General features: G+C 56.8%; 26 protein-coding genes and 1 tRNA gene. 14 read left to right on the forward strand and 13 right to left on the reverse strand.

Going from position 1 to position 24,944, the window contains the following annotated elements:
* The gene (locus AC2FLA_RS01420) at positions 1–249 is read right to left on the reverse strand and encodes a hypothetical protein (RefSeq protein ID WP_109312021.1); all 249 of its coding nucleotides are present in this window, start codon (positions 247–249) and stop codon (positions 1–3) included.
* 86 nt (positions 250–335) lie between these two features.
* Positions 336–980, reverse strand: a complete 645-nt coding sequence (locus AC2FLA_RS01425; protein ID WP_496719929.1) for a pyrimidine 5'-nucleotidase — start codon at positions 978–980, stop codon at positions 336–338.
* A gap of 100 nt (positions 981–1,080) precedes the next feature.
* Here AC2FLA_RS01425 and AC2FLA_RS01430 point away from each other — a divergent pair, with 100 nt between their 5' ends.
* On the forward strand, positions 1,081–1,728 hold the full coding sequence (locus AC2FLA_RS01430) for a GntR family transcriptional regulator (protein WP_058273905.1): 648 nt from the start codon (positions 1,081–1,083) through the stop codon (positions 1,726–1,728).
* Between the two features lie 3 nt (positions 1,729–1,731).
* On the opposite strand, the gene AC2FLA_RS01435 is transcribed toward AC2FLA_RS01430, so the two are convergent.
* Both AC2FLA_RS01435 and carA read right to left on the reverse strand, forming a co-directional pair.
* Positions 1,732–3,600, reverse strand: a complete 1,869-nt coding sequence (locus AC2FLA_RS01435) for a glycosyltransferase (RefSeq protein ID WP_496719931.1) — start codon at positions 3,598–3,600, stop codon at positions 1,732–1,734.
* An 80-nt stretch (positions 3,601–3,680) separates the two neighbouring features.
* A complete protein-coding gene (gene carA / locus AC2FLA_RS01440; protein WP_496719933.1) occupies positions 3,681–4,847 on the reverse strand; it encodes a glutamine-hydrolyzing carbamoyl-phosphate synthase small subunit in 1,167 nt (388 codons plus the stop codon).
* A 183-nt stretch (positions 4,848–5,030) separates the two neighbouring features.
* On the opposite strand from carA, the gene AC2FLA_RS01445 reads away from it, so the two are divergent.
* On the forward strand, positions 5,031–5,516 hold the full coding sequence (locus AC2FLA_RS01445; protein WP_058274249.1) for a GatB/YqeY domain-containing protein: 486 nt from the start codon (positions 5,031–5,033) through the stop codon (positions 5,514–5,516).
* 21 nt (positions 5,517–5,537) lie between these two features.
* Here AC2FLA_RS01445 and AC2FLA_RS01450 read toward each other — a convergent pair whose 3' ends face one another.
* The 4 genes from AC2FLA_RS01450 to ctaD form a co-directional block, all read right to left on the reverse strand.
* Positions 5,538–6,032 (reverse strand): DUF2244 domain-containing protein, encoded by a 495-nt coding sequence (locus tag AC2FLA_RS01450; RefSeq protein WP_496719935.1) that lies wholly within the window; start codon positions 6,030–6,032, stop codon positions 5,538–5,540.
* A 44-nt stretch (positions 6,033–6,076) separates the two neighbouring features.
* Complete coding sequence (locus AC2FLA_RS01455; protein WP_113789062.1) at positions 6,077–6,676, reverse strand: 2-hydroxychromene-2-carboxylate isomerase; 600 nt, start codon at positions 6,674–6,676, stop codon at positions 6,077–6,079.
* A 105-nt stretch (positions 6,677–6,781) separates the two neighbouring features.
* A complete protein-coding gene (locus AC2FLA_RS01460; protein ID WP_496719937.1) occupies positions 6,782–7,810 on the reverse strand; it encodes a bestrophin family protein in 1,029 nt (342 codons plus the stop codon).
* A gap of 147 nt (positions 7,811–7,957) precedes the next feature.
* The gene (ctaD, locus tag AC2FLA_RS01465; RefSeq protein WP_058277640.1) at positions 7,958–9,631 is read right to left on the reverse strand and encodes a cytochrome c oxidase subunit I; all 1,674 of its coding nucleotides are present in this window, start codon (positions 9,629–9,631) and stop codon (positions 7,958–7,960) included.
* A 289-nt stretch (positions 9,632–9,920) separates the two neighbouring features.
* Between ctaD and AC2FLA_RS01470 the strand changes: the two genes are divergently transcribed.
* A complete protein-coding gene (locus AC2FLA_RS01470; RefSeq protein ID WP_282118720.1) occupies positions 9,921–10,340 on the forward strand; it encodes an HIT family protein in 420 nt (139 codons plus the stop codon).
* 11 nt (positions 10,341–10,351) lie between these two features.
* Here AC2FLA_RS01470 and AC2FLA_RS01475 read toward each other — a convergent pair whose 3' ends face one another.
* Positions 10,352–10,777 (reverse strand): MerR family transcriptional regulator, encoded by a 426-nt coding sequence (locus tag AC2FLA_RS01475; protein ID WP_496719939.1) that lies wholly within the window; start codon positions 10,775–10,777, stop codon positions 10,352–10,354.
* Between the two features lie 84 nt (positions 10,778–10,861).
* Between AC2FLA_RS01475 and AC2FLA_RS01480 the strand changes: the two genes are divergently transcribed.
* Entirely contained in the window at positions 10,862–11,809 is a 948-nt protein-coding gene (locus AC2FLA_RS01480; protein ID WP_496719940.1) for a cation diffusion facilitator family transporter, read from the forward strand.
* 298 nt (positions 11,810–12,107) lie between these two features.
* Here AC2FLA_RS01480 and lipB read toward each other — a convergent pair whose 3' ends face one another.
* Together lipB and AC2FLA_RS01490 are read right to left on the reverse strand one after the other, a co-directional pair.
* The gene (gene lipB, locus AC2FLA_RS01485) at positions 12,108–12,764 is read right to left on the reverse strand and encodes a lipoyl(octanoyl) transferase LipB (protein ID WP_496719941.1); all 657 of its coding nucleotides are present in this window, start codon (positions 12,762–12,764) and stop codon (positions 12,108–12,110) included.
* 39 nt (positions 12,765–12,803) lie between these two features.
* Positions 12,804–13,463, reverse strand: coding sequence for a DsbA family oxidoreductase (locus AC2FLA_RS01490; RefSeq protein WP_496719943.1), 660 nt, complete (start codon positions 13,461–13,463; stop codon positions 12,804–12,806).
* 144 nt (positions 13,464–13,607) lie between these two features.
* On the opposite strand from AC2FLA_RS01490, the gene AC2FLA_RS01495 reads away from it, so the two are divergent.
* The 6 genes from AC2FLA_RS01495 to AC2FLA_RS01520 all read left to right on the forward strand — a co-directional run bounded on the left by AC2FLA_RS01495 (position 13,608) and on the right by AC2FLA_RS01520 (position 19,911).
* Positions 13,608–13,694, forward strand: a tRNA-Leu gene (locus tag AC2FLA_RS01495).
* Positions 13,695–13,842: 148 nt separating this feature from the next.
* Positions 13,843–14,826, forward strand: coding sequence for a glycosyltransferase family 2 protein (locus AC2FLA_RS01500; protein ID WP_496719947.1), 984 nt, complete (start codon positions 13,843–13,845; stop codon positions 14,824–14,826).
* A 5-nt stretch (positions 14,827–14,831) separates the two neighbouring features.
* Complete coding sequence (locus AC2FLA_RS01505; RefSeq protein ID WP_496719952.1) at positions 14,832–15,776, forward strand: hypothetical protein; 945 nt, start codon at positions 14,832–14,834, stop codon at positions 15,774–15,776.
* On the forward strand, positions 15,773–17,788 hold the full coding sequence (locus AC2FLA_RS01510; RefSeq protein WP_496719954.1) for a hypothetical protein: 2,016 nt from the start codon (positions 15,773–15,775) through the stop codon (positions 17,786–17,788). The genes AC2FLA_RS01505 and AC2FLA_RS01510 overlap by 4 nt, the downstream gene beginning before the upstream one ends.
* 61 nt (positions 17,789–17,849) lie before the next feature.
* Positions 17,850–18,896, forward strand: coding sequence for a glycosyltransferase family 2 protein (locus AC2FLA_RS01515; RefSeq protein WP_496719956.1), 1,047 nt, complete (start codon positions 17,850–17,852; stop codon positions 18,894–18,896).
* A 31-nt stretch (positions 18,897–18,927) separates the two neighbouring features.
* Positions 18,928–19,911 carry a hypothetical protein gene (locus AC2FLA_RS01520; protein ID WP_496719958.1) on the forward strand — a complete coding sequence of 328 codons (984 nt, stop codon included), beginning with the start codon at positions 18,928–18,930 and terminating at the stop codon, positions 19,909–19,911.
* A 3-nt stretch (positions 19,912–19,914) separates the two neighbouring features.
* Here the strand turns inward: AC2FLA_RS01520 and AC2FLA_RS01525 are convergent, their stop codons facing one another.
* Positions 19,915–20,220, reverse strand: a complete 306-nt coding sequence (locus AC2FLA_RS01525; RefSeq protein WP_496719960.1) for a DUF6476 family protein — start codon at positions 20,218–20,220, stop codon at positions 19,915–19,917.
* Here AC2FLA_RS01525 and AC2FLA_RS01530 point away from each other — a divergent pair.
* Both AC2FLA_RS01530 and rpoH read left to right on the forward strand, forming a co-directional pair.
* Positions 20,219–21,253 carry an RluA family pseudouridine synthase gene (locus tag AC2FLA_RS01530; protein ID WP_496719962.1) on the forward strand — a complete coding sequence of 345 codons (1,035 nt, stop codon included), beginning with the start codon at positions 20,219–20,221 and terminating at the stop codon, positions 21,251–21,253. The two genes, AC2FLA_RS01525 and AC2FLA_RS01530, sit on opposite strands and share 2 nt — an antisense overlap.
* A gap of 146 nt (positions 21,254–21,399) precedes the next feature.
* Positions 21,400–22,296, forward strand: a complete 897-nt coding sequence (gene rpoH / locus AC2FLA_RS01535) for an RNA polymerase sigma factor RpoH (RefSeq protein ID WP_058273882.1) — start codon at positions 21,400–21,402, stop codon at positions 22,294–22,296.
* A 41-nt stretch (positions 22,297–22,337) separates the two neighbouring features.
* Here the strand turns inward: rpoH and AC2FLA_RS01540 are convergent, their stop codons facing one another.
* Complete coding sequence (locus AC2FLA_RS01540) at positions 22,338–23,408, reverse strand: fasciclin domain-containing protein (protein WP_496719964.1); 1,071 nt, start codon at positions 23,406–23,408, stop codon at positions 22,338–22,340.
* 224 nt (positions 23,409–23,632) lie between these two features.
* On the opposite strand from AC2FLA_RS01540, the gene AC2FLA_RS01545 reads away from it, so the two are divergent.
* Both AC2FLA_RS01545 and AC2FLA_RS01550 read left to right on the forward strand, forming a co-directional pair.
* Positions 23,633–24,607, forward strand: a complete 975-nt coding sequence (locus tag AC2FLA_RS01545; RefSeq protein ID WP_496719966.1) for a Gfo/Idh/MocA family protein — start codon at positions 23,633–23,635, stop codon at positions 24,605–24,607.
* 58 nt (positions 24,608–24,665) lie between these two features.
* Positions 24,666–24,935 carry a DksA/TraR family C4-type zinc finger protein gene (locus AC2FLA_RS01550; protein WP_108858884.1) on the forward strand — a complete coding sequence of 90 codons (270 nt, stop codon included), beginning with the start codon at positions 24,666–24,668 and terminating at the stop codon, positions 24,933–24,935.
* Positions 24,936–24,944 lie beyond the last annotated feature (9 nt).

The raw sequence follows: 24,944 nt of genomic DNA on the forward strand, positions 1-24,944 counted from the left end.
TCAGCCGCGTGAAATCAGGATAAGGATCAGGAACATCACCGGCACCATCATCACGGCCGGGATGTATAGGCCCGGCAGACCGAACAACAGGGCAGAACAGCCCCACATGCTGAAAATCGCGGCCGCTGTATAACCCCAATCTGCGCCCCTTGCATGAGCGGCATCCTTGGCCAGCCAGCCAAACAGGGGAACTGCAAATAACAGGCGCTGCCAGATGGGCAGGCGTCCGGGCATCTCGATCGCGCTCATGGGGTCTCCGATTCTGTTCGTCGCTGAGGCGCATATAGGGTCGATGATGCACCTGCAGAATGTGCAGATCGTCGCAGTGTGACAGCCTATCGCAGGCGGGCCAGAAACGCGGTCAAATCGTCGGTATGATGGTGGATATGCTCAGCCTTATGCGGCTCGGGCGCGACGTGAACTGTGCGCATTCCCATCGCGTGCGGAGCAGTCAGATTGCGCGGATCATCTTCAAACATGGCCGCCTTGTCGGCGTCGATGCCATCCTGTGCAAAGATCGCCTCGAACGCGGCCTGTTCGGGTTTTGGACGATAGCCCGCGTGTTCTACGCCATAAACCGCATCGAACAAACCGCTGAGGCCGCGTGCTTTTAGCACACGTTCGGCATAAGGCGCGCTGCCGTTGGTGTAGACAATGCGACGGCCGGGCAAGGACCTGATGTGGTCGGCCAGTTCGGCGTCGGGGTCCATGTGGCTCATGTCTACCTGATGCACGGCGTACAGATAAGGTTCGGGGTCCAGGTCATGCTCGGCCATCAAGCCAGCCAGCGTGGTGCCGTATTCCCGCCAATAGTGCGAGCGCAGACGATCCGCCTCGGCCCGGTCGACGCCAATGGCCTGCACCACGTAATCCGTCATCAGAACCTCGATCTGGTCGAATAGTTGCATATGAGGCGGGTACAGCGTGTTGTCGAGGTCGAACACCCATTGGGTGACGTGCGAAAAAGAAGGTTTGACCATGGGTTGGGTTTAGGCCGCCATGCACAGGTTTTCAATGCTACACTTGATTGCACGGGCCTGAGGCGGATAGACATGTCCGAACGAGGAGAAGAAACACCCCATGCCGCAATCCCGTCAGCCCAACAAAGACGCCTATAGCCTAATTCTCGAAGCGATTGATGTGGGCGTATACAAGCCCGGCGACCGATTGGTCGAAAGTGAGCTGGCAGAACGATTTGGCGTGTCTCGCACACCGATCCGCGAAGCGTTGCAGCGCCTTGAGACGCAATCCCTGCTAGAGCGTGACGGACGATCACTGATCGTGGCCTCATTGGATCACAACCAAATGGCCGAACTTTATGTGGTTCGGCGCGAGTTGGAGGGGTTGGCCGCAAAGCTGGCCGCGAAACACGCCACCGAAGAAGAGATCAAAGTGCTGCAGGACATGGTCGCCGCTGACGATGCGCTGGTAAATGATCCAACGGCACTGTCGCGGGCCAACCGGCGGTTTCATGAACAGATCCATCTGGCTTCGCACAACCGGTATCTGGTGCAGCAACTGAATCTTGTGCACCGCACAATGGCTCTGATGGCTACGACCTCGCTTGCCGTTCAGGGTCGTGGCGAGATTGCGCAAAGTGAGCATAAGGGCATTGTCGAGGCGATCACCGCACGGGATGAAGAGGCGGCAGAGCGCGCGCTGAAAGAACACATCTCGGTGGCCTTCATGACCCGGCTGAAACAGGATGCGGTGCTGCGCGAGAAATGACCGTCAGTGTGGCTGTACTTCTTCGCGGGCCTGCCCATGCTGAGTTTTGTCCCAGAAGAACGGGTTGCTGGCCAGTTCCCACAGGGCTTTGTAGGCGGCTAATACGCCTAGCGGAAAATATAGTGGCATTGTTGGAACCCACGGCATCAGGAACCGTCTTTCTTGTGCTGCTACGGCCAGCATTCCAACGATCAGATTGGTGATCTCGGCCACCAGAAACAGGCTGATGAGTGCGTAGAAGGTCCAATCAGACAGAAGCGGATCGAACGGGCCAGGCAAGCCCAGTGTCGCCAACCAGAACAGCCATAGGACCGGTGCCAGTAGAAACTGGCCAATAGTGCCCAAGAAGAACGCCTGAAAGCCGAAAAAGCGTTTGAATCCCAATTCGTTAAACAGGCGTCGCGGCGCGCGCATGTGCACAAGATAGGTCACCATGAACCCCTTCAGCCAGCGCGAACGTTGTTTGACCCAGGGCCAGGCACGAAAGTTTGCCTCTTCATAGGTGGTGGTATCAACCATCTCGGTTCGATAGCCCGCGCGGCTGAGGCGCACACCCAGATCTGCATCTTCGGTCACGTTGTGGGCATCCCAACCGCCAAGCTCCAGCAATTTATCCCTGCGAAAAAAGAATGTTGTGCCCCCAAGCGGGACGACCAGACCCAGATGCGCAATGCCTTGTAGGATGATCCGAAACCAGCTGTTGTACTCGATGGTAAAACAGCGTGACCGCCAATTTGTGCGCGGGTTGTAATAGTCCAGAACACCTTGCAGACAAACGACATCTTCGTCAGCCCGCGCAAAATGCCGGACCACCCGTTCGATCTGATCTGGTTGCGGGGCGTCCTCGGCATCCCACACACCCAGAATGTCGCCACGGCAAAAATCCAGCGCGTAGTTCATCGCGCGGGGCTTTGTCGTCAGTCCGTTCAGTTCCGGGACTTCCACCGTTCTGATCCAGCTGGGCAGAACCACTCGGCTTAATGTGGTGCGCGTAACCTCATCTGTGGCTTCCAGCACCAGAATGACGTCCAACAAAGCTTTTGGGTAGGTCAGGCGTTGCAGCCGCTTTATTAAAGCGCCTGCTATTTCTCGTTCTTTGTAAAGGGGCACCATCATCGATACGCGTGGCAATCGCAGCGGGACAGGCTCGGGCGTTGGGCACACTTGGCGGCATCTCATAAGGTATGAGACCAAGCCCACAATGCGCAAAACCATGAACAAGAGCAGTGAAACGGTGGCCGTGGTCAAAAGAGCAGCCAGACCAAGCAGAGGAAAGGCTGTAAAAAAGAAAAGAAGTCCCGCAAGGGCCGCGATGGGACCCGCGCGCTTTGTCGGCGTCCATGATCGACAGCTCTGATCCTTGTCGACCCGGGTTTCCGCGCCTTTTGCCAAAGTTTCGGAAAATGCGCTGGCAATCGCGTGATCAATCTGACTGGCCGATGCAAGTACCGGGGCAATCGTGTGTTCAGTGTCGAACAGGGCGGCGCGGACCGCGGCAAAGCGGTTCGGATCAGCGGTCGCGATCAGCAGGATCGGGCCGATGCGTTGCCATGGGATCACATTATGCTTCAGCCAGAACTCGACCGGTTTGATGTCACATAAGCTCGGGGAGGTGGGCGTGTCTTTCAGATCGGCAATTTGCAGGTTGGTCTGCTCGGACAAAGCATCCATGACTTCCTGACGGCTGATCCAACCCTCACCTACAAGGATCTCGCCCAGCGGGGCCTGTTGTCTGGACTGCAGATGCAGCGCCATTTCCAGTTGCGCGGTGGTGATGCATCCACGTTCGACCAAACAGGTGCCTAGGGGTTTCCGCGGCCGATTGGAAATAGGCGCGGCGCGCGCGAATTGCTGCAGGCTATGTTCAACCATAAAAAAACCCTGACACGGTGACCCGCGTCAGGGTGGCTCAATCAAGGTTAACAGCGCGTTAACACTAAACGATGAGGCGGTTAAGCCTGTGCTTTCTTGTCTGCCATAGCTTCGGCAAAGCGTTCAAACAGATAGTAGCTGTCCTGTGGGCCAGGCGATGCCTCGGGGTGGTGCTGCACTGAATAGACAGGGCGATCGGTCATGCGGATGCCGCAGTTGGACCCGTCAAACAACGAGCGGTGGGTTTCCACAACGCCGTCGGGCAGGGACTGGGCGTCCACCGCGAAGCCATGGTTCATCGAGGTGATCTCGACCTTGCCGGTATCCAGGTCTTTGACCGGATGGTTGGCCCCGTGGTGGCCGTGGTTCATCTTGACGGTATGGCCGCCCAAAGCCAGCGCCAGCATCTGGTGTCCCAGACAGATGCCAAAGACGGGCAGGTCGGTGGCGTCCAGAACCTCTTTGATCATAGGCACGGCGTATTCACCGGTGGCTGCCGGGTCGCCGGGGCCGTTCGACAGGAACACGCCATCGGGATTATGGGCCAGCACCTCGGCGGCCGTCGCCGTTGCAGGCAGAACCGTGACGTCGCATCCGGCCGAGGCGAGGCAGCGCAGGATATTGCGCTTTGCGCCATAGTCCACGGCGACAACTTTATGCACCGGAGCTTCCTGACGTTTGTACCCGTCCGGCCAGGCCCACCGCATTTCATCCCAGCGATAGCTTTGGGCGCAGGTGACTTCTTTGGCCAGATCCATACCTTCCAGACCGGCAAAGCCGCGCGCGGCAGCAACCAGGGCCTCGATATCAAAGTTACCGTCGGGATCATGCGACAACGCGACATGAGGTGCGCCTTGCTGGCGGATGGCGCGGGTCAGGCGGCGGGTGTCCACACCGCCGATGGCGATGCGGCCACTGCGGGCGAGCCAGGTTTTCAATTCCTCGGTCGAGCGCCAGTTCGATGGCTCGGTCGGGTCCCATTTGACCACCATCCCGGCGGCAACCGGATCGCCGGTCTCATCATCTTCGGGGTTCACGCCGACATTGCCGATATGAGGGAAGGTGAAGGTCACGATCTGTCCCGCATAAGAGGGGTCGGTCATGATTTCCTGGTATCCGGTCATCGCGGTGTTAAAGCACAGTTCAGCCACGGTTTGGCCGGTGGCGCCGAAGCCCATACCGTAGAACAATGTACCGTCGGCCAATGCCAGACATGCGGTGGGCTTGGACGGGGCGTTCTGGGCCATGGCGCGACTCTCCTGCAAGGTAAACCGGCGCATACCTAAGGGGGTTGTACGCTCGGGTCAAGTCTGTTCAATTTTTGGGCTATTGTTTAAAATCAATTAGTTAGCCACATGTGCCCCCTGTTGTATCGCGCTTTTTGTTTCGATATGGTCGAGGTTCCTTTGCCATGGGGATGGACAGAACATATGGATATGCGATCACGGGTGAACACTGCCCTGAAGCAAGCAATGAAAGACAAGGATGCCGAGCGTCTGTCGACGCTGCGCCTGATTAATGCTGCGATCAAGGACCGTGACATCGCCTCGCGCGCGTCTGACAACGAAGAAGCCAAAGGCTGCGGTGACACAGAGGTGCTTGAAATTCTTGGTAAAATGACCAAGCAGCGCAAGGAAAGCGCCCGCGCTTATGAAGAGGGCAGCCGATTGGATCTGGCCGAACGGGAACTGCGCGAGGTCGAGGTCATCGAGGAATTCCTGCCCAAGCAATTGGACGATGACGAGGTGAGCAAGGCCATTCAGACCGCAATCACGGCCACCGGCGCCGGGTCGATCCGCGACATGGGCAAAGTGATGGGTGAGCTGAAAACCCGTTACACCGGCCAGATGGATTTCGGCAAGGTTGGCCCGATGGTCAAAGATCAGCTCTGCGCTGCGCCAGGCGGCAGCTGCTAAGCATTATTGTTTGCGAAGATGCTAAGGCTGCGCGACAGGTTCGCGCAGTTTTTTTGTGAGCTCATCAAACAGCGAAATCCGCTCGTCCTCAGACAGAAACGCGCCGATTTCAACTTCGCGGCCGTCACCGGTCAGTGTGACATAATTCGGGACCGGGCCGCCGCGCTCATGCATTTCGGGACGCGCCCAATAGCGGTTGCAGGACCACTCCTGCTGCCCCCGTTGTGGGTGATGCTGCACCAGACGGGCCTGCGAGCCAGTCAAGGTCAACACCTCGAAAACGCTGCGTGCACGGTAATTGGACTGTATCGCGAACCACAGTCCCAGAACGGTCAACAGCATGAATGGCAGCAAACCCCACAGCAAAACCGACCCAAGAACAGCCATCAGGGGAATCAAGCCAAACAGGAAGACCGCCAACACCACACGCATCGCCCAGCGTGGGGGCAGTGAGTTATGCGGCCACAGGCGCAGCTCTTGCTCGGAACTTGAGGTTTGATTCCATCGATATGGCATGGTGCAAAAATAGCGCAACAACTGCCGGTGTCTAACAGGAAAGATCAGATGACGTGTCCGACTTTGGCCCAGGACAACGCGTCGTCCAGCCGGTCATCGCCCCAGAAAACCTCGCCGCGAACGACCAGGCTGGGGGCGCCGAAAACGCCCAGCTTTGTGGCCTGTTCGGTTTCGGTTTCAAGGGCCGAGATCGTGTCAGGACTGCGGGCGCGGGCAAGGGTCAGACGCGGGTCCTGCTGACACCGATGCAGCGCTTCTGACAACGCCGTTTCGCTGCCCGCCTCAATCCCTTCTTCGAACCAGATGCGGTACAGGTTTTGGGTAAAGGATTTACCCCAGCCATCCGACATCCCCAAAACGGCAACCTGATTGGCCAGCGCAAGATCCGAGATCGGGTAGGGTGCTGGAAGCGTGGCGTGCAAGTGGTACTTGGCGGCGCGCCGTTCGATATCGCGCCACATATATGCGGATTTGGCCGGTTTGCCCGCAAAGGGAATGTTCTGTTGTTCGGACATCACGGTGCGCACGTTGAACGGTCGCCAATTGACGGTCGCGTCATGCTCATCACACCAATCATCCAAGCGCATGATCGTCAGGAAGCTGTATGTGCTGCCGATGGAAAACCAAAAGTCAATTTCGGGCATCTGATGGCTCCGATCCCAGGGTTTCTGGATACATGATACCCTAATTTGGGCAGATTATCGAACGCACCCTGAAATGGCGTTGCGGACGCACCAAATCGGGTCGCTCTAAAACAGAACTTTTTCGATAGGTTGCGCGGGTTGCGGCGCAACCCCGCAGTCGGTCATCTGCCGCAAGTCAATCTCGATGCTGCGACACAGGGCCGAGATCGGAACATCGGTTACATCCCCTTCGAACGGATCCTCCATCGAGGCGCTGACACGTTCGGTGACAAAGAAGATCCAGCAGACCAGCGCCCCAACCGGCGCGAATGTCAGCCAGTCGAAAATCACGAGCTGCAATACGGAGATATCTGTTTCGGGGATAATTGACCGCTCGTCGTTGAACGCCAGTGGCAGCATGAAGATGAAGATCCAACTGAAGACGCGACCGACCTCGGCAACCTGTCTTGGGAACGGTGTGTTTTTGATCCGCTCACACTGGCCTTGTGTCGTCGTAAACCGCGCGAGGCGGTCCATCAGGGCGACGTGCCAATAGGGGTCAATGCCACGGGTACGCGCCAACTCAGCAAGCTTTTCGCCCTGAAGAAACAACAGATAGGAGGCGCGATTGCTCTTGCCTTCAAGCCTTGGCAAGTCGCTTTCCAATTGGCATTCACGCCAGCATTCGGGCTTTTGATGCAGCTCGGTGCGGTCAGATATAGGTTTGTGTCCAAACATCCATGGGCGTCTGCTGCGTCCTGTCGGCGAGGGTTGGCGCAGCTGAAAGGCAAGCATATTGAGCCATGCGATGTGACGTTCGATCAGTTCGTCGCGCAGCGCGGGATCAATCGGTGTGCCGTCGGGCAGCACCAGGTTGCTAATAGTGTTGCCCCAGTCCCTGCTGGCATTGACGATCTCGCCCCAGATGCTGCGCGCTTCGGACCAGCGCGCAAAGGCCGATGTGTTTTTGAAGCCCAGAAAGAACGCCACTGCCAGCCCGAGCATGGTGACGGGCGGGCTGGGGTTCGAGATCAGCTCGATTGTCGTGAGTTCATCTGCCAGTACAACCAGCAGCGTCCATGTCAGCACGATGCAGATAAAGCCAAAGGAGCCTTTGACCATCTGTCGTACAGTTATTCCGTCGTGAAGGATCATGACCGACCGGGTCCTGCGCAATTGGCGATTGCAGATCAGTCTAACGGCTTATTCTCGGGCAAGTCTATGCCAGCGCTGTTTAATTCTTGAGGTCAGAAAATGAAAAGCCCCGCATCTGCGGGGCTTTGTCAGTCTATGTTGCCTGGATTAGTGGGCGTGGCCTTTATCCCAATCTTCCTGCTTTGGCAGCTGCTCGAACGTGTGCTCGGGCGGCGGGGTCGGCAGGGTCCATTCCAGCGTATCCGCGTATTCGTTCCAGGGGTTCGGCCGAGTCTCACGCTTGCCACGCAGCAAGGCGTAGATCACGATGCCGAAGAACAGCAGGAACGAGGCGAACGAGATGAACGCGCCAATCGACGATACATAGTTCCACTGGGCGAATGCCTCAGGGTAGTCGATGTAGCGGCGCGGCATGCCCTGACGGCCCAGGAAGTGCTGCGGGAAGAAGGTCAGGTTGGCGCCAATGAAGAACATCCAGAAGTGAACCTTGCCCCAGAATTCCGAGTACTGGCGACCTGTCATCTTGGAGAAGTAGAAGTACATTCCCGCAAAGATCGCAAACACGGCACCCAAGCTCATCACGTAGTGGAAGTGCGCAACCACGTAATAGGTGTCGTGATACGCACGGTCCACACCGGCCTGCGACAGAACCACACCGGTCACACCGCCAACTGTGAACAGGAACAGGAAGCCGAAGGCGAACAGCATCGGTGTCTTGAACTCGATCGAACCGCCCCACATGGTCGCGATCCATGAGAAGACCTTAACCCCGGTCGGCACCGCAATGACCATCGTGGCCAGCATGAAGTACGCCTGCTGACGAAGTGACAGGCCAACGGTGTACATGTGGTGTGCCCACACGACAAAGCCCAGCACACCAATCGCGATGATCGCCCAAACCATCGGCAGGTAACCGAAGACCGGCTTGCGCGAGAAGGTCGCGATGACGTGGCTGATAATTCCGAACCCAGGCAGGATCACGATGTACACTTCCGGGTGGCCAAAGAACCACAGGATGTGCTGATACAGGATCGGATCGCCGCCACCGGCGGGATCAAAGAAGGTGAAGCCAAAGTTGCGATCCATCAGCAACATGGTGATTGCACCCGCCAGAACCGGCAGGGACAACAGAATCAGCCACGAGGTGACAAAGATCGACCAGCTGAACAGCGGCACCTTGAACAGGGTCATGCCCGGGGCACGCATGTTCAGGAAGGTGGTGATCATGTTGATCGCGCCGAGGATCGAGGAGGCGCCCGATACGTGCACAGCAAAGATCGCAAGGTCCATGGACATGCCGCCTTCGGTTGTCGACAGCGGCGGGTACAGAACCCAGCCTACGCCCGAACCGAGCTGATCGTTACCACCGGGGCTCAGCAACGAGGCCACACCCAGCGACGTACCAGCGACATAAAGCCAGAAAGACAGGTTGTTCATCCGCGGGAAGGCCATGTCCGGTGCACCGATCTGCAACGGCATGAAATAGTTGCCAAATCCGCCGAAAAGCGCTGGGATGACCACGAAGAACATCATCAGAACACCGTGGTAGGTGATCATAACGTTCCACAGGTGTCCGTTAGGCGTGCAGAGCTCGGCTCCGCTGCCGAACAGTCGGAAGCCTTCCAGGCACATATGCTGCACCCCGGGTTCCATCAATTCGATCCGCATGACAACAGTCATCAGAACTGAAATCAGACCGGCAAGTGCCGAGACGACCAGGTATAGAATCCCGATGTCCTTGTGGTTGGTCGACATGAACCAGCGCTGGAAAAATGTGCGCTGGTCTTCATGGTCGTGACCATGAATGGCTGCGTCTGCCATTATAGGTGCCTCCTGTTGCAACTGCACCGCGCAGTTGGACCTCTCCAACGCGCGGGATTCCTGCTGGTTTTAGATTGCGGGGGGACGACCTTCAATGGTCGAGTTTGATCTGGATCAAGATTAATTGTCGCGGGCAGGAGGGCGACCCACGAAATTTTCACCAAATTCCGCATTCATCTGGGTATCAGCGCCCCGAATTCAAGGGGGCGGCTGGGAATTGCGTTCCCCGCTTGACCCGGGCCGGGGTGCGCCGCAGAACTGTCGGCAACGCGTCAATCGGAGAATTGAAATGACCGCCTATGATCCCGAGAATATTTTTGCCAAGATTTTGCGCGCAGAGATCCCTTCGAGCCGAGTATACGAAGATGACGATACGGTGGCCTTCATGGATATCATGCCGCGCGCGGACGGGCATCTGCTGGTGATCCCCAAAACCCCTTGCCGCAACATTCTGGACGCAACGCCTGCACAACTGGCGGCTGTGACCGCAACGGTCCAGAAGATGGCCAAGGCTGTCGTAGCAGCGTTCGATGCGGACGGGGTCACGATCCAGCAATTCAACGAGGCCGCCGGCGGGCAGGAGGTTTTCCACCTGCATTTCCATATTCTGCCGCGCCATGATGGTGTTGCTGTACGGGCGCCGGGAACGATGGGCGATTTCGACCTGATCGCGCAGCATGCCGAAAAGATCAAAGCCGCGCTGAGTTGACTGGGAGGCAGTTACTTCGAGTGCACGTGTGGCCCCGCACACTCACTGTGATCGCCAAATGCGTGAAGCACAGCGCAGACATGGTCGTGCTTGCCATCGCAGGCTTTGGAAATTCGGGTCAGTTCCGCCTCGAGGCTGCGCAGGCGGGAAATACGGTCCCGCAGGTCGGCCAGCTGTCTTTCGGCAATTTCATGCGCTTGGTCAAGGTCGCCGCCAGACGCGCCTTCCAGGGACAGTAAACCCTCGACATCGGTCAGCGGTAAACCAAGATCGCGGCAATGGCGAATAAAAAGCAGCCGTTTCAATGCAGTGTCGTCGTACCGGCGCTGATTACCCGCTGTTCGATCCGGGCGAGGCAGCAGACCTTTGTCTTCGTAAAACCGGATGGTCGGAATCTTGACCTGCGTGTGACGCGACAGATACCCGATTGAATACATCTTTTTTCCTCAGGGCTCTTGAACCTCTAGTCACTAGAGGAATTACATGCAATGTGCAGCCGTAACAAGGGACACAAATATCAGATGGCACATGATCATTCTCATAAAGGGCACAGCCACGCGCACCATCACATAGACCCGGAGGCAGGGGACGTGCGTGTTGCTTGGGCCATTGCCGTCAACATGTTCCTGACACTGGCACAAGTCATTGGGGGCATTTTTTCAGGGTCGCTGGCGTTGATCGCCGACGCCTTGCACAATTTCTCTGACGCTATCGCGCTGGTCATCGCCTTTTTTGCACGCAAAATCGCCCGCCGACCTGCCGATCCACGCATGAGCTTCGGCTATGGCCGGGCCGAGGTCGTCGCAGCGCTGGTCAACTACACCACTCTGGTCGTGCTGTCGGTGTACTTGTTCTACGAAGGCGTGATGCGGTTTTTTGAGCCTGAGCCGGTTAACGGCTGGATGGTCGTCTGGATCGCGGCACTGGCTTTGATTGTGGACCTTGTCACGGCTGCGCTAACTTACTCGATGGCCAAGGACAGCATGAACATCCGGGCGGCCTTTCTGCACAACGTGGCGGACGCCTTGGGATCGGTGGCTGTGATTATTGCCGGCACTGCAGTGATCCTGTTCAACTGGACATGGGTAGACCCCGCCGTCACGATCCTGATTTCGGTCTACATACTGTGGCATGTCAAAAGTGAAATTGGCGAAACGATCCGCGTTCTGATGATGGCAGCGCCCCCCGAACTGGACCCGGAAGAAGTTGCCTCGGCCATCGAGGGTGTACCCGGAGTGTCCGAGGTTCACCATATCCACTTGTGGAGCATGCAGGAGCGAGAGCCTGCATTAACGGCCCATCTGGTCGTGGACGCGGCAGCCTGGGCTGATGCGGAAGGGGTGAGAGCCAGCGTCAGACATTCGCTCCGCGACCGGTTTGCCATTGGTCACGCCACGCTTGAGCTTGAGCAGATCGACCGCGCGTGTGTCGGGTCGTCTCGTTTTGGGCATACAGAAGAGAAAGTATAGAGTGGGATGGGAATTGCCGCTCCGATTTGGGGTCGGAACGGCAGACTCGTTAACAAATACCTTTCCGATTACTCAGGATGACCCAAGATCACCGGTTAACACACCACTCACTCTAAGAACGGTAAGTCTATATTAGCCTCAAACACGCAGGATGTATCTATTTGAGTGAGCTTTTGGATAATTTGCTCATTTTGCGCTGTAAATATTGGGAAATTTCGGCTCAATGTGGAAACAGAGCTGCTAAAAATTGCGATATTGTTGACAACATGTTGACTCTGAACGATTCGCGGGTATCGATTCAGGCCCTATCGGGGTCAAAAGCCTCTGAAAAGGTTTTCCGCAGGGCCGTGTCCACGTCCACCAGGGTGACTGGCAACCCCAGATCGACAAGCGACGTAACCCCATGTTCGGTGATGCCGCAGGGGACGATGCCTGAAAAATGCTCAAGGTCAGGTTCGACATTGATCGAGATGCCATGGAAGCTGACCCATTTGCGCAAGCGCAATCCGATCGCCGCCACCTTATCCTCGGCAGGTTGGCCCGAAACGGTCAGTGGTTTGTCATTGCGCCGCACCCAAACACCAACGCGACCGTCACGGATTTCACCATGCACGTTGAACTCGGCAAGCGCTGCGATCACCCATTCTTCCAGTTGCTTGACGAAACGACGCACATCCTTGCCGCGTTTGTTCAGGTCCAGCATCACATAGGCCACGCGCTGGCCGGGGCCATGATAAGTGTATTCACCGCCGCGCTTGGCCTCAAAGACCGGAAAGCGATCCGGGTCGGTCAGGTCTTCGATCCGGGCCGAGGTGCCGGCGGTGTAAAGCGGCGGATGCTCCAGCAGCCACACACATTCATCTGCTTCACCGGCCGCAATTGCGGCCACGCGCGCCTCCATGAAGGCGACGGCGTCGTTGTAGTCGGTCAGCCCGTCAGTGATCTTCCATTCCATGGGGGCTCCTTACCGCCGGGGCGGGGCGAAGAAAAGAGGTCACGCAGCCTCGGTCAGGCACCGCTGCAACAGGTCCGAATAGGTTTCGGCCCCTTGCGCACCGGTCACCAGGTACTTGCCAGCGAACACCATCGACGGGACACCTGAAACAGCACGGCTGGTCCAGAACTGTTGCTTTTCGCGAACCGGCGCACTGTGATCGCCCGAAGTCAGAGCCGCATGGGCAGCGTCCCGGTCCAGACCCGCCACTTGGGCCGCATCAAGCAGGACCTCGGATTGGGATACGTCCTGTTGATTGGTAAAGTAAGCCTCGAACAGGGCCATCTTCAACGGATGCTGGCGGCCTTGCGTTTCGGCCCAGTTCAGCAGTTGATGTGCTGCAAAAGTATTCACCATCCTGCTGTCGTCATTGAAGTTGAACGTAAAGCCAAGCTCGGCGCCGATCTGGGTCAGCCGATCGCGAGCCTGCTGGCTCTGCTCAACCGTAGAGCCATACTTCTCCATAATATGTTCGCGCAGGTTCTGGCCCTCTGGCGGCATATTTGGGTTCAGCTCAAAAGGATGCCATCTGAGATTAGCCAGCACGTTTTGTTCTTTCAAAGCCAGGTCCAGCTGGCGAAACCCCACGATGCACCAGGGGCACACAATGTCTGAGACGATATCAATCTGGACAATTGGGCGGGGATCTTGCGCGGTCATGGGCGGGCTCCGGGGAGGGGGGAAATATACTCTATCTGCAGTACAGATAAGGATGGCACCGCGGAATTCAAATCGGCTTGTTTTTTGCCTCTTCACATCCTGTTCGCCACCGTCTATACGCCCCTCAACCAAGTCATTGGCAGTGCGGTCGTGGCGGAATTGGTAGACGCGCAGCGTTGAGGTCGCTGTGGGGTAACACCCGTGGAAGTTCGAGTCTTCTCGACCGCACCATAATCCAGCAGAAACTAGCGATTTATCAGTGCAACTGCCGTGTGGTGTTGCACCAGTTAGCGTTGGAATGCCCTTACTACAATTTCGTGTCTCGCCCATGCGGATCGGGATGTGTATGAGTGGGGCAAGACTATTTGGGAAGGGTAACATGTCTCAGTCCATCACCGTGTTCACAACGATGAAGAACGAAGGCCCATATATGCTGGAATGGGTCGCGTTCCACAAAACACTGGGCGTCGACCATTTTGTGATTTTCACCAACGACTGTGATGACGGAACGGACAAGATTGCTGCAAGGTTGCAAGAGCTTGGCCTGGCCACTCATGTCAGCAATGAAGTGAAAGAAGGGGGCAATCCCCAGCACCAGATGCTGCGCCGCGCGCGTCGCCAACCCAAGGTCAAAGAGGCCGACTGGCTGCTGTGTTTGGATGTAGATGAGTTTTGGAATATCCGCTGCGGCGACAACGGATTTCATGACCTTATTGCCGAGGTCGAGCAAAAAGCAGGGCAACCGGTCGATGCGATATCTTTTGCGTGGAAGTTGTTTGGAAGTTCGGGAAACATCAGTTTCGAAGACAGACCGGTGACCGAGGTATTCTCTATGGGGGATCAGGAATTTCCCTATCATTCAGGCCGCGCTTTTGGGCTGAAAACGCTGTTCCGAAATAATGGTAAGTTCACCCGGTTTGGTCCGCATCGCCCAAAGGGGTTTGACGAGGAGGTGGCGCCAGACATCGCTTGGTCAGATGCTGGCGGAAAGCTGTTTCCAGCAGACAAGGTCGGTTGGCGGGCGTGGCATGGGTTTGACCATTCCTTGGGACGCATCCACCATTATTCAGTCCGGTCCATGGATGGGTTTCTGGTCAAGCGCGACCGGGGGCGAACAAACCACATCAAGGTGGATCAGGGACAAGCCTATTGGCAGGACATGAATGCCAACAAAGAGTCTGACCAATCCATCTTGCCCGCCGCGCTCCGCGCCGCACCTCTGCTGGCCGAACTGAAGGCGGATGAAGAGTTGAACGAATTGCATGCGCAGGCCTGTGATTGGCATCGGGCCAAAGTGTCGGAAATCAAGATGCGCCCGGAATGGGTAGAGTTTCGCGTCTGGCTCGCCGATAACCTGATCTGATCATCATGGCCGAAGACCTTTCAAAAGAGCAGCTGAAACCGGAACACCCTGATCGCAAGACAGGGTATGAGCGTATTCTGACGGATCCCGCTCCGCCGTGGTTTGTCGAGCTGTACCCCGGCGGCGATGGCACTGGATTCTTTCAAAAGCTGGAACGCCACTCGATCCTGTTCCATCAGCGTTACCCGAAGCGTCTGGTAGTCAGCTTTGACAATATCGCCAACGCCAATGATCTGTCCTTTGCGCGCGAGCCGTGGGGCTGGAAGTTCTTTCGCGACGAAGGGTGGTCCCACATGGGCGTCTTCGCACGCACCAAGGCATGGTATCGCGACCCCGAGATCATTTCCTATTTTGAAAACAAGGTCGCCGAGGGGTTCTTTGACCGGTTCGATCAGGTGGTTTTTGCGGGTGCATCGATGGGTGGCTTTGGAGCATTGACCTTTTCGGCGCATGTACCCGGCGCGCATGTGATCGCGTTCAACCCTCAGACTACGCTGGATGAACGACTGGTGCCTTGGGAAACCCGCTATCGGTTCGGCCGCGTGCAGGACTGGGACCTGCCGATGAGCGATGCGGCCCAAACCGTTCAGGCAGCTGGTAAGGCTTACGTCTTTTACGACCCGTTCTTTGATCTGGACCGGCAGCAGGTTCAGCGTCTGCAGGGCGACAACGTGATGTTGCTCAAGACCTGGTTTTCAAACCATTTCGCGGCGCCCATGCTGCGCAAGCTGGATATCCTCAAGCCCGTGATGCTGGGGGCGATGGGCGGCTCACTGGATACGGTCGGGTATTACAAGATGATGCGCGCCCGACGTCGCCTGCCTATGTATATTCGGGGGATTGAGGCCATCGGCGCCGAGCGGCACCCTGACTTGGCGGCGAAAGCCCGGCGGCGATTCCGCCGACTGCGTCGGCAGGCAATGGCCGAGAAGGAAAGGGACGCCTCGTGACCGTCGCCAAAGGTGTGTTTGTCGGTCAGCGCAAGGACCGCATGGGCGCCCGGTTGCTGATGATGCTGACCTGCATCCGGTTGGCCGACGATTTCGGCACGACCTACCGGGTGAATTGGTTCCCGCAGGGCGCGGACGCGCCCGAGCTGGACCACCCACAAGAGTTGTTCGCACAGGATTGGATGGATGAACATTTCCTTACTCCCAAGGAGTTCGGAACCCTGGCACAGAATGCCTTGCCGATCTGGTCCTTCCAAAGCGACACCTCGCCCGACCGACTGATTGCGCATCTCAACGCCGGACGGTCGGTGTTGGTCGAGGAAGGTTTCGAGGTGCTGGCCTTCCCGTGGGAGGACGTCGAGACCATCCGCCCGCGATATCGCGACTTTATTCACCGGGTCGGGTTCACCGAAGAAATACGCGAAATTATGGATTGCGCGGATGCCAGGCTGTCAGGGCAGGGTGTATCTGCCTATCATATCCGCCGCGGTGATATTCTGAATGGGTTGCCGTGGAAGCACACGACCTGGCCCGCAAAGATCGAACCCGAAGAACTGTATGAGGCGCATCTAGAGAAGAACGCCGATAAAGCGGCCATTATGTTCTCGGACCAGCCCGAGTTGGTGTTTCGGTTCCAGAAAAAGTTCCCGCACCTGCTGCAGATGTCAGACATTACCGATTTGTCCGGGGTGACCCGGGCGAAACGCGATTTTCTGGAACTCTATGCAATGTCACGCGCAGATCAGGTAATCGCGCCGGTCATTTCGGCCTTTTCCATGGCGGCCGCCCGGATTTCGGGTCAACAGCGAAAAGTGTTTCGGGATGTTCTGACAGAAGAAGAGATTTCTCAGGCGAATGAGGATGCAATTCGGCGCCTACAGGCTGGGTTTGATGGCTTTTTGAACACGTCTGAGGCGGCACATATTTATGCCAAAGTTCTGATCCACATGAACCGGCTGCATTCAGATGATCGGCACGAAGAGGCCAGCGATATCGCTTCAAGGTTGCTGGATAAGGGAGCGGACAACGCGTTTCTGCCACTTCTTCAAGCGCTCAACTTGTTTTACGCAAACAAGTGGGATGAAGCTGCAGAGATGGTCGAGACGGCTTTGCTGGACCCCAATATATGGCCCGAGGACCACGCTGTAGCGCGTGCGTTGCGGTCAGCAGTTCTGGGCACGCAGAAAAAAAGGTGGATGGCAGCTCGAGAATTCAGCTTAGCGTTTTGGGCAAAACCTCTGAGGCCGGACGTAACGATTTTTGGGTCACGCCTGTTGTTCCGCGATCAACTTGCTTTCAGGGCACTACCACCAATCGACTGGGTTGTTCAGAAGTCGATTCGCAGATCGTGGTTCAGTTTCAATACGCATGTTGCACAATTGAAAGTGATTGCTCGCCGTCCGTGCAACTTTGATCTCATACTTCTTGATTGGTCAATTCTCTCTCTGGATGAGCGCGCGCGGCGTTTGACTGGCAACAAGGAACGGCTTCTGTTGTTGCAAGACGGTCTTGAAGCAATGAAGAACTTTCTACCGAATGCCGAGTTTTCCGAGGAGAGTCCTGAGCACAAAAGCCTGGCTACTATGTTGAACGTACATCTGGGACGGATGCGAAGTGAACGGGCCATTGACGTCGCACAATGGGTTTGCGCGCAACGACCAGACAGTCCTCTCTATCTGAAACGTTTGTCAGAACTCTACGAAGCGGCAGGGGACAATTCGCGGGCGCGTTTGGCAATGGCAGATGCATTGGCCAGTGATCCCGGCAATCCGTTTCTGATTTTCGCGATGGGATGTTTTCTGGAACGGATAGGTGCCGTGGAGCAGGCCCATCAACAAATTTTGGAAGCCGCTGGCATCGATGACAATACAGCGGCAATACAGGGTGCCGCAGGGCAATTATTGCTTCGACAAGGAGAAAAGGCCAAGGCGCGGAAATATCTGGCCCGAGCACAAGACCTTTGCCCCAAATTCAAACGGTTCTCAAACCAACTTAAACGGGCAGGTGGGTGAATTGCGTGGAATTCCCCTTGGTAGTTCCATTAATTCAACGTAATTTAACGGCAAATTCCGAATGATCCCGATAAGTTCCGGGCAAGAACAACGAACAGGGCAGTCAGGTATGGTCGATCAGAACCCTCGATATATCAGTGTCACTCCGATGAAGAACGAGGGACCGTTTGTGTTGGAGTGGGTGGCCCATAACCGTGCTATTGGTATCGACCAGATGGTTGTGATGACCAATGACTGCACCGATGGCACCGATGCCTTGCTGCAACGGTTGGATGAAAAGGGCATTCTGATCCACGTCGACAACAACTCGCGTCGCAAGACCAGTCCCCAGAAACGGGCCTATAGGACTTTTCAGAAGATGGAGGTTGCACGCCCGCAGGATTGGGTCGTGGTGATCGACGCTGACGAACATATCAATGTCAAAACCGGAGATCATACGCTGCGGGCATTGACCGATGCCATCCCTGACGCCAAGACGATTTCGATGACATGGCGGTTGTTCGGAAACGCAGGTGTCGTGCGATATGAAGACCGGTTTTTGTCGGATCAGTTCCGGCAGGCCGCTCCGGAAAAGATCTACCGGCCGCCGCAGGCTTGGGGCTTTAAGACTATGTTCCAGCGTGAGATTTGGGATGGGTTGGGTGTTCACCGGCCCAAAAAGCCGGCCGTCGAAACCATCGAAGAATGTCATTGGTATAACGGATCAGGCCAACTGATGCCCGAGCGATATTATGAAAAAAGCTGGCGATCGGCCCGTGACTCGGTCGGCTATGACTTTGTGCAGGTCAATCACTATGCGCTGAAGTCCTGTGAAAGCTATCTGGTCAAAAAGATGCGCGGTCGTGCCCACCATTTGGGGGAAAGCCTTGGCCTGGAATACTGGAACATGATGAACCAGAACGCCCAGACGAATACCTCGATCGATGTGGTTTTGGATCGCAAACGTGGTTTTTATTACGAAATGCTCTCTGACCCCGAGGTTGCGCGCTTGCATCATGCGTCCTGCGATCTGCACCGCCAACAGATCGGACAATTGCGCGACCTGCCCGAGATGCAGGACCTCATGCAGCAGATGACCGCAGGTTTCACGGCCAGCCAGCAGGCATGACGCAGGACAATTCGGGGACAGGGGCTACGTAATGCTTTGGCTGCACATGGGGATGCCCAAAACCGGCACGACCGCCTTGCAGGGATTTCTACGCCGGAAGCATTCGGTCATGAACGAGATCGGCCTGCACTATATGGAGACCGGTCGACGCCGGCTGGATGGCGGGACACGTCTGGCGATAAGTCACAACATCGTCGCCTTTCACATCAACCGAAGCGCAGATCCGATGGATCCGTTTCGGTCTGCCATGACCACTGAATACGACGCGCATGCGGATCAGACCTGTGTTGTCTCTTCCGAGATGTTCTACGGCTGCAATCTGAACCGGCTGGCCGAGGTTTTTGCTGATATCCCCTCGCGTGCATTGACGATCACCTACTATTGCCGGCGGTATTCCGATTTCTTCGAGGCTGATTACAAACAGCGGGCAAAGGCCGGGCGGCTGCCCAACGGCGGGACTGAATACATCCGCCAGCAACTTGATATTATCCGCAATCAACCGGAACGATTGAGTTTTTCTGCCAAACTGGCCGAAATACGCACCGCCTTTCCCGGCGTCACCGTTGCTCCGCTTTTGTATGAACGCTCAGGCATGGTCCGGGGCAACGTCGTTGATGATTTCCTGTCGCGGATCGGTACGCCTTTGGCGGAGGAGGTTTCAGCAGGAGCCGTGTCCAACCCGTCGCAATCCCGCGCGGCGAGCGAAGCTTTTGGTGTCATCTCCCGTGCGCTGGGGCGTAAGAAAAGCCGCCAACTGCGCCGAATTATTGTCGATGACCCCGTCATGGTGCGGCGGAATGATGTGCTGGAACCAGATGAGCGCGCTTGGCTGGACGAATTCCTAGCCAAGCAGGATACCGCCTTTCAGCAAGAGTTCTTTCCCGACCGGCCCGAACTGTTCACCCCGACAAAGCTAAGCGATGAGGACAAGAACTTCCGCCGGGATACGCCCGAAGAGTATGAGGCTTTGCGTAAAGCCACTGAGATCGTATTCCGAATGGCTTTGGACAGCTGATCGCTATTCCTGCAAGACGATTTCTTGACGCTGTTTTCCAGTCGTCTTGTCAAAAATCAGGATGCGGTTGTCATCGGTCACGACGGCGTACCAGTTGCTGCCGATCGTTACGGCCTGTGCTTTGGCACCATCCGGCAGTTCGATTTGATCAGGCAGAGTAGGGGTTCTGTCCGATAGTCGGATGACAATCAGTGCGAATGTCACTAGAACCCCGCCAATCATCACCGCGGTCAGCAGCATGACCATGCGCCGCAGCAAGCGAAGCTGCGGTGTTTCCTGCGGTTCTTGGGGTTCGGAAGGGACAGTCATGGGCACCCGCCAGATTGAATTTCAGATCGCGGCCGATCCGCCGCCACGTCTTGATAAGGCGCTTTCACGGGATGTACCAGCGGATGAAAACCTGTCGCGCACCCGCCTGACCCGGTTAATCGAGAACGGCGAGGTGACCATCGACAGTGTCGAAGTTCGGGACCCAAAGGCCAAGGTGGCCGAAGGCGCCTTGGTGTCAATCTCCGTCGCCGAAGCCGAAGAAAGCCACATCGGTCCCGAAGATATCCCGCTGAACGTCGTCTATGAAGACGCGGACCTGATCGTCATCAACAAACCGGCAGGCATGGTCGTTCACCCAGCGCCGGGCTCACCCAACGGAACACTGGTCAATGCCTTGCTGCATCATTGCGGTAAGGACTTGTCGGGCGTTGGGGGCGTCAAACGCCCTGGCATCGTGCACCGCATCGACAAAGAGACCAGCGGCTTGCTGGTGGTCGCCAAGTCTGACGCGGTCCATCACGGTCTGGCCGCTCAGTTCGAGGCGCATAGCGTCGAACGCTATTACCGCGCGATTTGCTACGGCGTTCCGGATGCGAATGACCCACGTTTGCGTGGCATCAAGGGTGTCAGCTTTGAACCGGGCAATATCATGCGCCTGACCACGCAATTGGCGCGGCACAAAAACGATCGGCAGAAACAAGCGGTTCTGTTCCACGGTGGTCGGCATGCAGTGACACGGGCGCGGTTGGTCGAGACATTTGGCAACCCGGCAGGCATCGCGCTGATTGAATGTTGGCTGGAAACCGGCCGAACGCACCAGATCCGTGTCCATATGGCCCATGCCGGGCATGGGCTGGTTGGGGATCCGGTGTATGGGGGTAAACGCAAGCTTGCGGCGAAAGCCTTCAATCCGGCCGCTGCCGAGGCTGTGCGCAGTTTTTCGCGACAGGCGTTGCATGCCGCAGTTTTAGGCTTTGAGCACCCTGTGACAGGCGAAAATCTTCGGTTTGAGGCCGATTTGCCAAATGATATGGAAATTCTGATTGAACAATTGCGCGCGCCGCTGACATAATACGCAAACATACGTGAGTAACGCGTTCTTAGCTTTCCTTTATCAATCGTTAATTTCAAACTGTTAACGGTACCTCTTGAATGGATCGGGACTTATTCCCATATCCCATGTTAACGAAGTAAACATTTGTCGGAGGGACATGAATCATGGCAAATTACGCAAATCTCCCCGCGCCGACGCCCGAGGGCGGCCTGAACCGCTATATGCAGGAAATTCGCAAATTTCCGCTGCTTGAGCCGGAAGAAGAGTACATGCTCGCCAAGCGTTGGGTCGAAGAGCAAGACACTGAAGCTGCACATAAAATGGTCACGTCGCACCTGCGATTGGCGGCCAAGATTGCTATGGGCTATCGCGGCTACGGCCTGCCACAGGCCGAGGTGATTTCCGAGGCCAATGTGGGCCTGATGCAGGCGGTCAAAAAGTTTGATCCGGAAAAAGGTTTCCGTCTGGCGACCTATGCAATGTGGTGGATTCGTGCCTCGATCCAGGAATACGTTCTGCGGTCGTGGTCGATGGTCAAGCTGGGCACGACATCGGCGCAGAAAAAGCTGTTCTTTAACCTTCGCAAGGCCAAGGCCCGTATTGGTGCGCTGGAAGAAGGCGACCTGCGTCCTGAAAACGTCAAGCGGATCGCTACTGATCTGGGCGTGACCGAAGCTGAAGTCATCAGCATGAACCGCCGGATGTCTGGTGGTGATGCCTCGCTGAACGCGACCGTCGGGTCCGAGGGCGAAGGCACCATGCAATGGCAGGACTGGCTTGAGGACGAAGATGCCGATCAGGCGGGCGATTACGAAGCCCGCGACGAGCTTGACGCCCGCCGCGAGCTTCTGGCGGCTGCGCTGGATGTCCTGAATGACCGGGAAAAGGACATCCTGACTCAGCGCCGTCTGATGGATCAGCCCGTCACGCTGGAAGAGCTCAGCACGCAGTACAATGTCAGCCGCGAGCGCATTCGACAGATCGAGGTCCGTGCCTTCGAGAAGCTGCAGAAAAAGATGCGCGAGCTGGCCCGAGAAAAGGGCATGCTGGGTACTGTCTGACCCAATTGGTTCAGCCCGCCACAACGGCGGGCTGATTTTCTTTAGGCGAAAATAAAGCTGTCTTCGGTCAGATGCCCGGCTCCAATGCCCGTAAGGACAATACTGTCCCCGTCCCCTAGTTCGATGGTGGTCTGGAAGAAGCCACCGGAGATATCATCCTCGATATCTTCAAACCCGGCGATGCCTTCGTAGCCGGACAAGTCAATCTTGTCCTTTCCGACCCGGAAGTCGACGATCCAATCATCGCCATCCCCGTTTTCAATGACAAACATGTCTTTGCCACGTCCGCCGAACATGATGTCATCATCGGCTCCACCGTCGATCACATCGGCCCCTCTGCCGCCGAATATCGTATCTTCGCCTTCATCACCGCGCAGAATGTCTTTGCCACGACCGCCAAAGATCACGTCGTGTCCAGCGCCTCCAAGCGCGACATCATTGCCTCGGCCAGTATTGATGACATCATTTCCGCCACCACCATGAACAAAGTCCTGACCTCGCCCGGTAAAATAGAACTCGTCCGAGTCGTCGCCGAGGATGAAATCGGTGTTCTTCTGACCCAGAATGTCCGTAACCGATACGGGCAGAAGGACTCCGTTTAGGGCGTGAATGATCCCGTTTGTGGCTTCAATATCGGTTTGGATGATACCCGGATCGGCGATGCCGTCATCTGCATCGCCCAAACTTGGTGGGTCGCTTTGAAGGTTCAACTCAACCGATGAACCCTGCAACGTTTCGATCTGGGCGCCGTCGCCCAGGCCGGCGACAGCAGCCAGGTCGAATTCCCCGTTCACCACGTGATATTTCAGAACCTCTGTCAGCATGGGGATGGGATCCCCTCCGCCCAACAGGGTCAGCGCCTTGACGATGTGCCCCAACGCGCCTGCTTCGTCCGAACCCGCATAGCCCAATGCCTGGGCAAGTCCGATAAAGGCGGCGTCGGTCGGGGCGAATACCGTAAGGCTGGCCTCGGGATCATCCAGTGCCCCAGCAAGGCCGGCGGCAACAACGGCCTCGCGCAGGATGTCAAAATCTCCGTTGTTGTCATCGAACGAGCCGACGGCTCCGCTCATCAACACGGTTCCGGTAATTGTCTCTGTCGGTGTTGGCATGTCTGGCAATCTCCCACCCAGTTGGTCACAACATCAATCCCGGGTGCTTTGAACGGACAATGCCGATTACCCGGTGACATAGTTGCTACGGCGCAGACAATGAAACGGATCAAGAAATTCTTAGGTTTACGTGCGCTAATGGGCGGAAAACACCACGAAACCCCTGACTTTAAAGCGATTCCCTGATAGAGACGGCACAAGCTAACAAAGGATGAGGCGGCGGTATGCAGCAACCTGTTCAATGGGGCGTTCTGGGCGCCGCGAAATTCGCACGACAGTTCATGGCGCCGGCAATTCACGCGGCGGACGGGGCCCGGTTGGCAGGTCTTGCCACGTCGGACGCAGCCAAGGCTGAGCCGTTCCAGCAGTACTGCCCTGATCTGACGGTTTATGGCAGCTATGACGCCCTTTTGGCCGATCCCAAAATCGAAGCGGTCTATATCCCGCTGCCCAACCATCTGCATGTCGAATGGAGCCTCAAGGCGTTGGACGCCGGTAAGCATGTTCTGTGTGAAAAGCCCATGGCCATGTCCGCGCCCGAGTTTGATGCGCTGATCGAAAAGAGGGATCAGACCGGTTTGCTGGCGGCCGAAGCGTACATGATCGTGCACCACCCGCAGTGGCAATTCGTACGGCAACTGATCGCGGATGGGGCGATCGGAAAGCTTGTGCACGTGACCGGGGCGTTCAGCTTTGACAATCGGGCGGACACCGGCAACATCCGAAACCGGGCCGAAACCGGCGGCGGTGGGCTGCGCGATATCGGCGTCTACGTGATTGGCAGCGCCCGGTTCGCCACTGGGCAAGAACCAGTTTCGGTGCAATCCGCGATCCGCTGGGAAGATGGCATTGATGCCTTCACCGAGATACGCGCGCAATTCACCGATTTTACCTATTCCAGCTACGTCTCGATCCGGATGCACCCGCATCAGGAAATGGTGTTCCATGGCGAGGGTGGCGTGATCCGCCTGACCGCGCCTTTCAATGCGCGTGTTTTTGGTGAGGCGCGGGTGGAACTGCATCGTCCGGGACTTGAGGTTCAGGTCACGCGGTTCCCGGGCGACGATCACTACAAGCTTCAGGTCGAGGCATTTTGCCAATCAGTCCGCGACGGGTCTGATTACCCATGCCCGTTGGAATTCTCGCGCGGAACGCAGGCAATGATTGACAGGGTGTTTGAGGGCGCGGTCGCCCTCTGACTTGCCACGCAGCGCTCGGCTGGACTAATCTGGCTGTCACCTGATCAGGAGGGAGACCATGGCCGGCGGTTGGGCGCGTGATGGCGCGGTGAGCGAACAGATTGAAGCGTCCATTACGGACGAACTGGCCCGGATGCAGGCGCAAAAGCGGCCTGTCGGGGAAAGCCGGACCCATTGCGCCGAATGTGAAGAGCCGATTCCAGAAAAGCGGCGAGCTGCCATTCCCGGTGTTAAACTCTGCCTGGATTGCCAGCAGGATCGGGACGGGGCCTTCAAGGGCCGTTCCGGCATCAATCGGCGCGGTTCTAAAGACAGTCAGTTGAAGTAAGCGGGGCAC

It is taken from the genome of Ruegeria sp. CDSA033, assembly GCF_059612305.1.

Coding starts and splice junctions, on each gene's coding strand:
- AC2FLA_RS01545 (WP_496719966.1), top strand. CDS start 23,633: ATGCAGCAACCTGTTCAATGGGGCGTTCTGGGCGCCGCGAAATTCGCA.
- AC2FLA_RS01480 (WP_496719940.1), top strand. CDS start 10,862: ATGGCACATGATCATTCTCATAAAGGGCACAGCCACGCGCACCATCAC.
- AC2FLA_RS01515 (WP_496719956.1), top strand. CDS start 17,850: ATGATCCCGATAAGTTCCGGGCAAGAACAACGAACAGGGCAGTCAGGT.
- AC2FLA_RS01525 (WP_496719960.1), bottom strand. CDS start 20,220: ATGACTGTCCCTTCCGAACCCCAAGAACCGCAGGAAACACCGCAGCTT.
- AC2FLA_RS01450 (WP_496719935.1), bottom strand. CDS start 6,032: ATGCCATATCGATGGAATCAAACCTCAAGTTCCGAGCAAGAGCTGCGC.
- AC2FLA_RS01500 (WP_496719947.1), top strand. CDS start 13,843: ATGTCTCAGTCCATCACCGTGTTCACAACGATGAAGAACGAAGGCCCA.
- AC2FLA_RS01430 (WP_058273905.1), top strand. CDS start 1,081: ATGCCGCAATCCCGTCAGCCCAACAAAGACGCCTATAGCCTAATTCTC.
- AC2FLA_RS01435 (WP_496719931.1), bottom strand. CDS start 3,600: ATGGTTGAACATAGCCTGCAGCAATTCGCGCGCGCCGCGCCTATTTCC.
- AC2FLA_RS01425 (WP_496719929.1), bottom strand. CDS start 980: ATGGTCAAACCTTCTTTTTCGCACGTCACCCAATGGGTGTTCGACCTC.
- AC2FLA_RS01470 (WP_282118720.1), top strand. CDS start 9,921: ATGACCGCCTATGATCCCGAGAATATTTTTGCCAAGATTTTGCGCGCA.
- AC2FLA_RS01505 (WP_496719952.1), top strand. CDS start 14,832: ATGGCCGAAGACCTTTCAAAAGAGCAGCTGAAACCGGAACACCCTGAT.
- AC2FLA_RS01455 (WP_113789062.1), bottom strand. CDS start 6,676: ATGCCCGAAATTGACTTTTGGTTTTCCATCGGCAGCACATACAGCTTC.
- carA (WP_496719933.1), bottom strand. CDS start 4,847: ATGGCCCAGAACGCCCCGTCCAAGCCCACCGCATGTCTGGCATTGGCC.
- ctaD (WP_058277640.1), bottom strand. CDS start 9,631: ATGGCAGACGCAGCCATTCATGGTCACGACCATGAAGACCAGCGCACA.
- lipB (WP_496719941.1), bottom strand. CDS start 12,764: ATGGAATGGAAGATCACTGACGGGCTGACCGACTACAACGACGCCGTC.
- rpoH (WP_058273882.1), top strand. CDS start 21,400: ATGGCAAATTACGCAAATCTCCCCGCGCCGACGCCCGAGGGCGGCCTG.
- AC2FLA_RS01540 (WP_496719964.1), bottom strand. CDS start 23,408: ATGCCAACACCGACAGAGACAATTACCGGAACCGTGTTGATGAGCGGA.
- AC2FLA_RS01530 (WP_496719962.1), top strand. CDS start 20,219: ATGGGCACCCGCCAGATTGAATTTCAGATCGCGGCCGATCCGCCGCCA.
- AC2FLA_RS01520 (WP_496719958.1), top strand. CDS start 18,928: ATGCTTTGGCTGCACATGGGGATGCCCAAAACCGGCACGACCGCCTTG.
- AC2FLA_RS01475 (WP_496719939.1), bottom strand. CDS start 10,777: ATGTATTCAATCGGGTATCTGTCGCGTCACACGCAGGTCAAGATTCCG.
- AC2FLA_RS01445 (WP_058274249.1), top strand. CDS start 5,031: ATGGATATGCGATCACGGGTGAACACTGCCCTGAAGCAAGCAATGAAA.
- AC2FLA_RS01420 (WP_109312021.1), bottom strand. CDS start 249: ATGAGCGCGATCGAGATGCCCGGACGCCTGCCCATCTGGCAGCGCCTG.
- AC2FLA_RS01490 (WP_496719943.1), bottom strand. CDS start 13,463: ATGACCGCGCAAGATCCCCGCCCAATTGTCCAGATTGATATCGTCTCA.
- AC2FLA_RS01460 (WP_496719937.1), bottom strand. CDS start 7,810: ATGATCCTTCACGACGGAATAACTGTACGACAGATGGTCAAAGGCTCC.
- AC2FLA_RS01550 (WP_108858884.1), top strand. CDS start 24,666: ATGGCCGGCGGTTGGGCGCGTGATGGCGCGGTGAGCGAACAGATTGAA.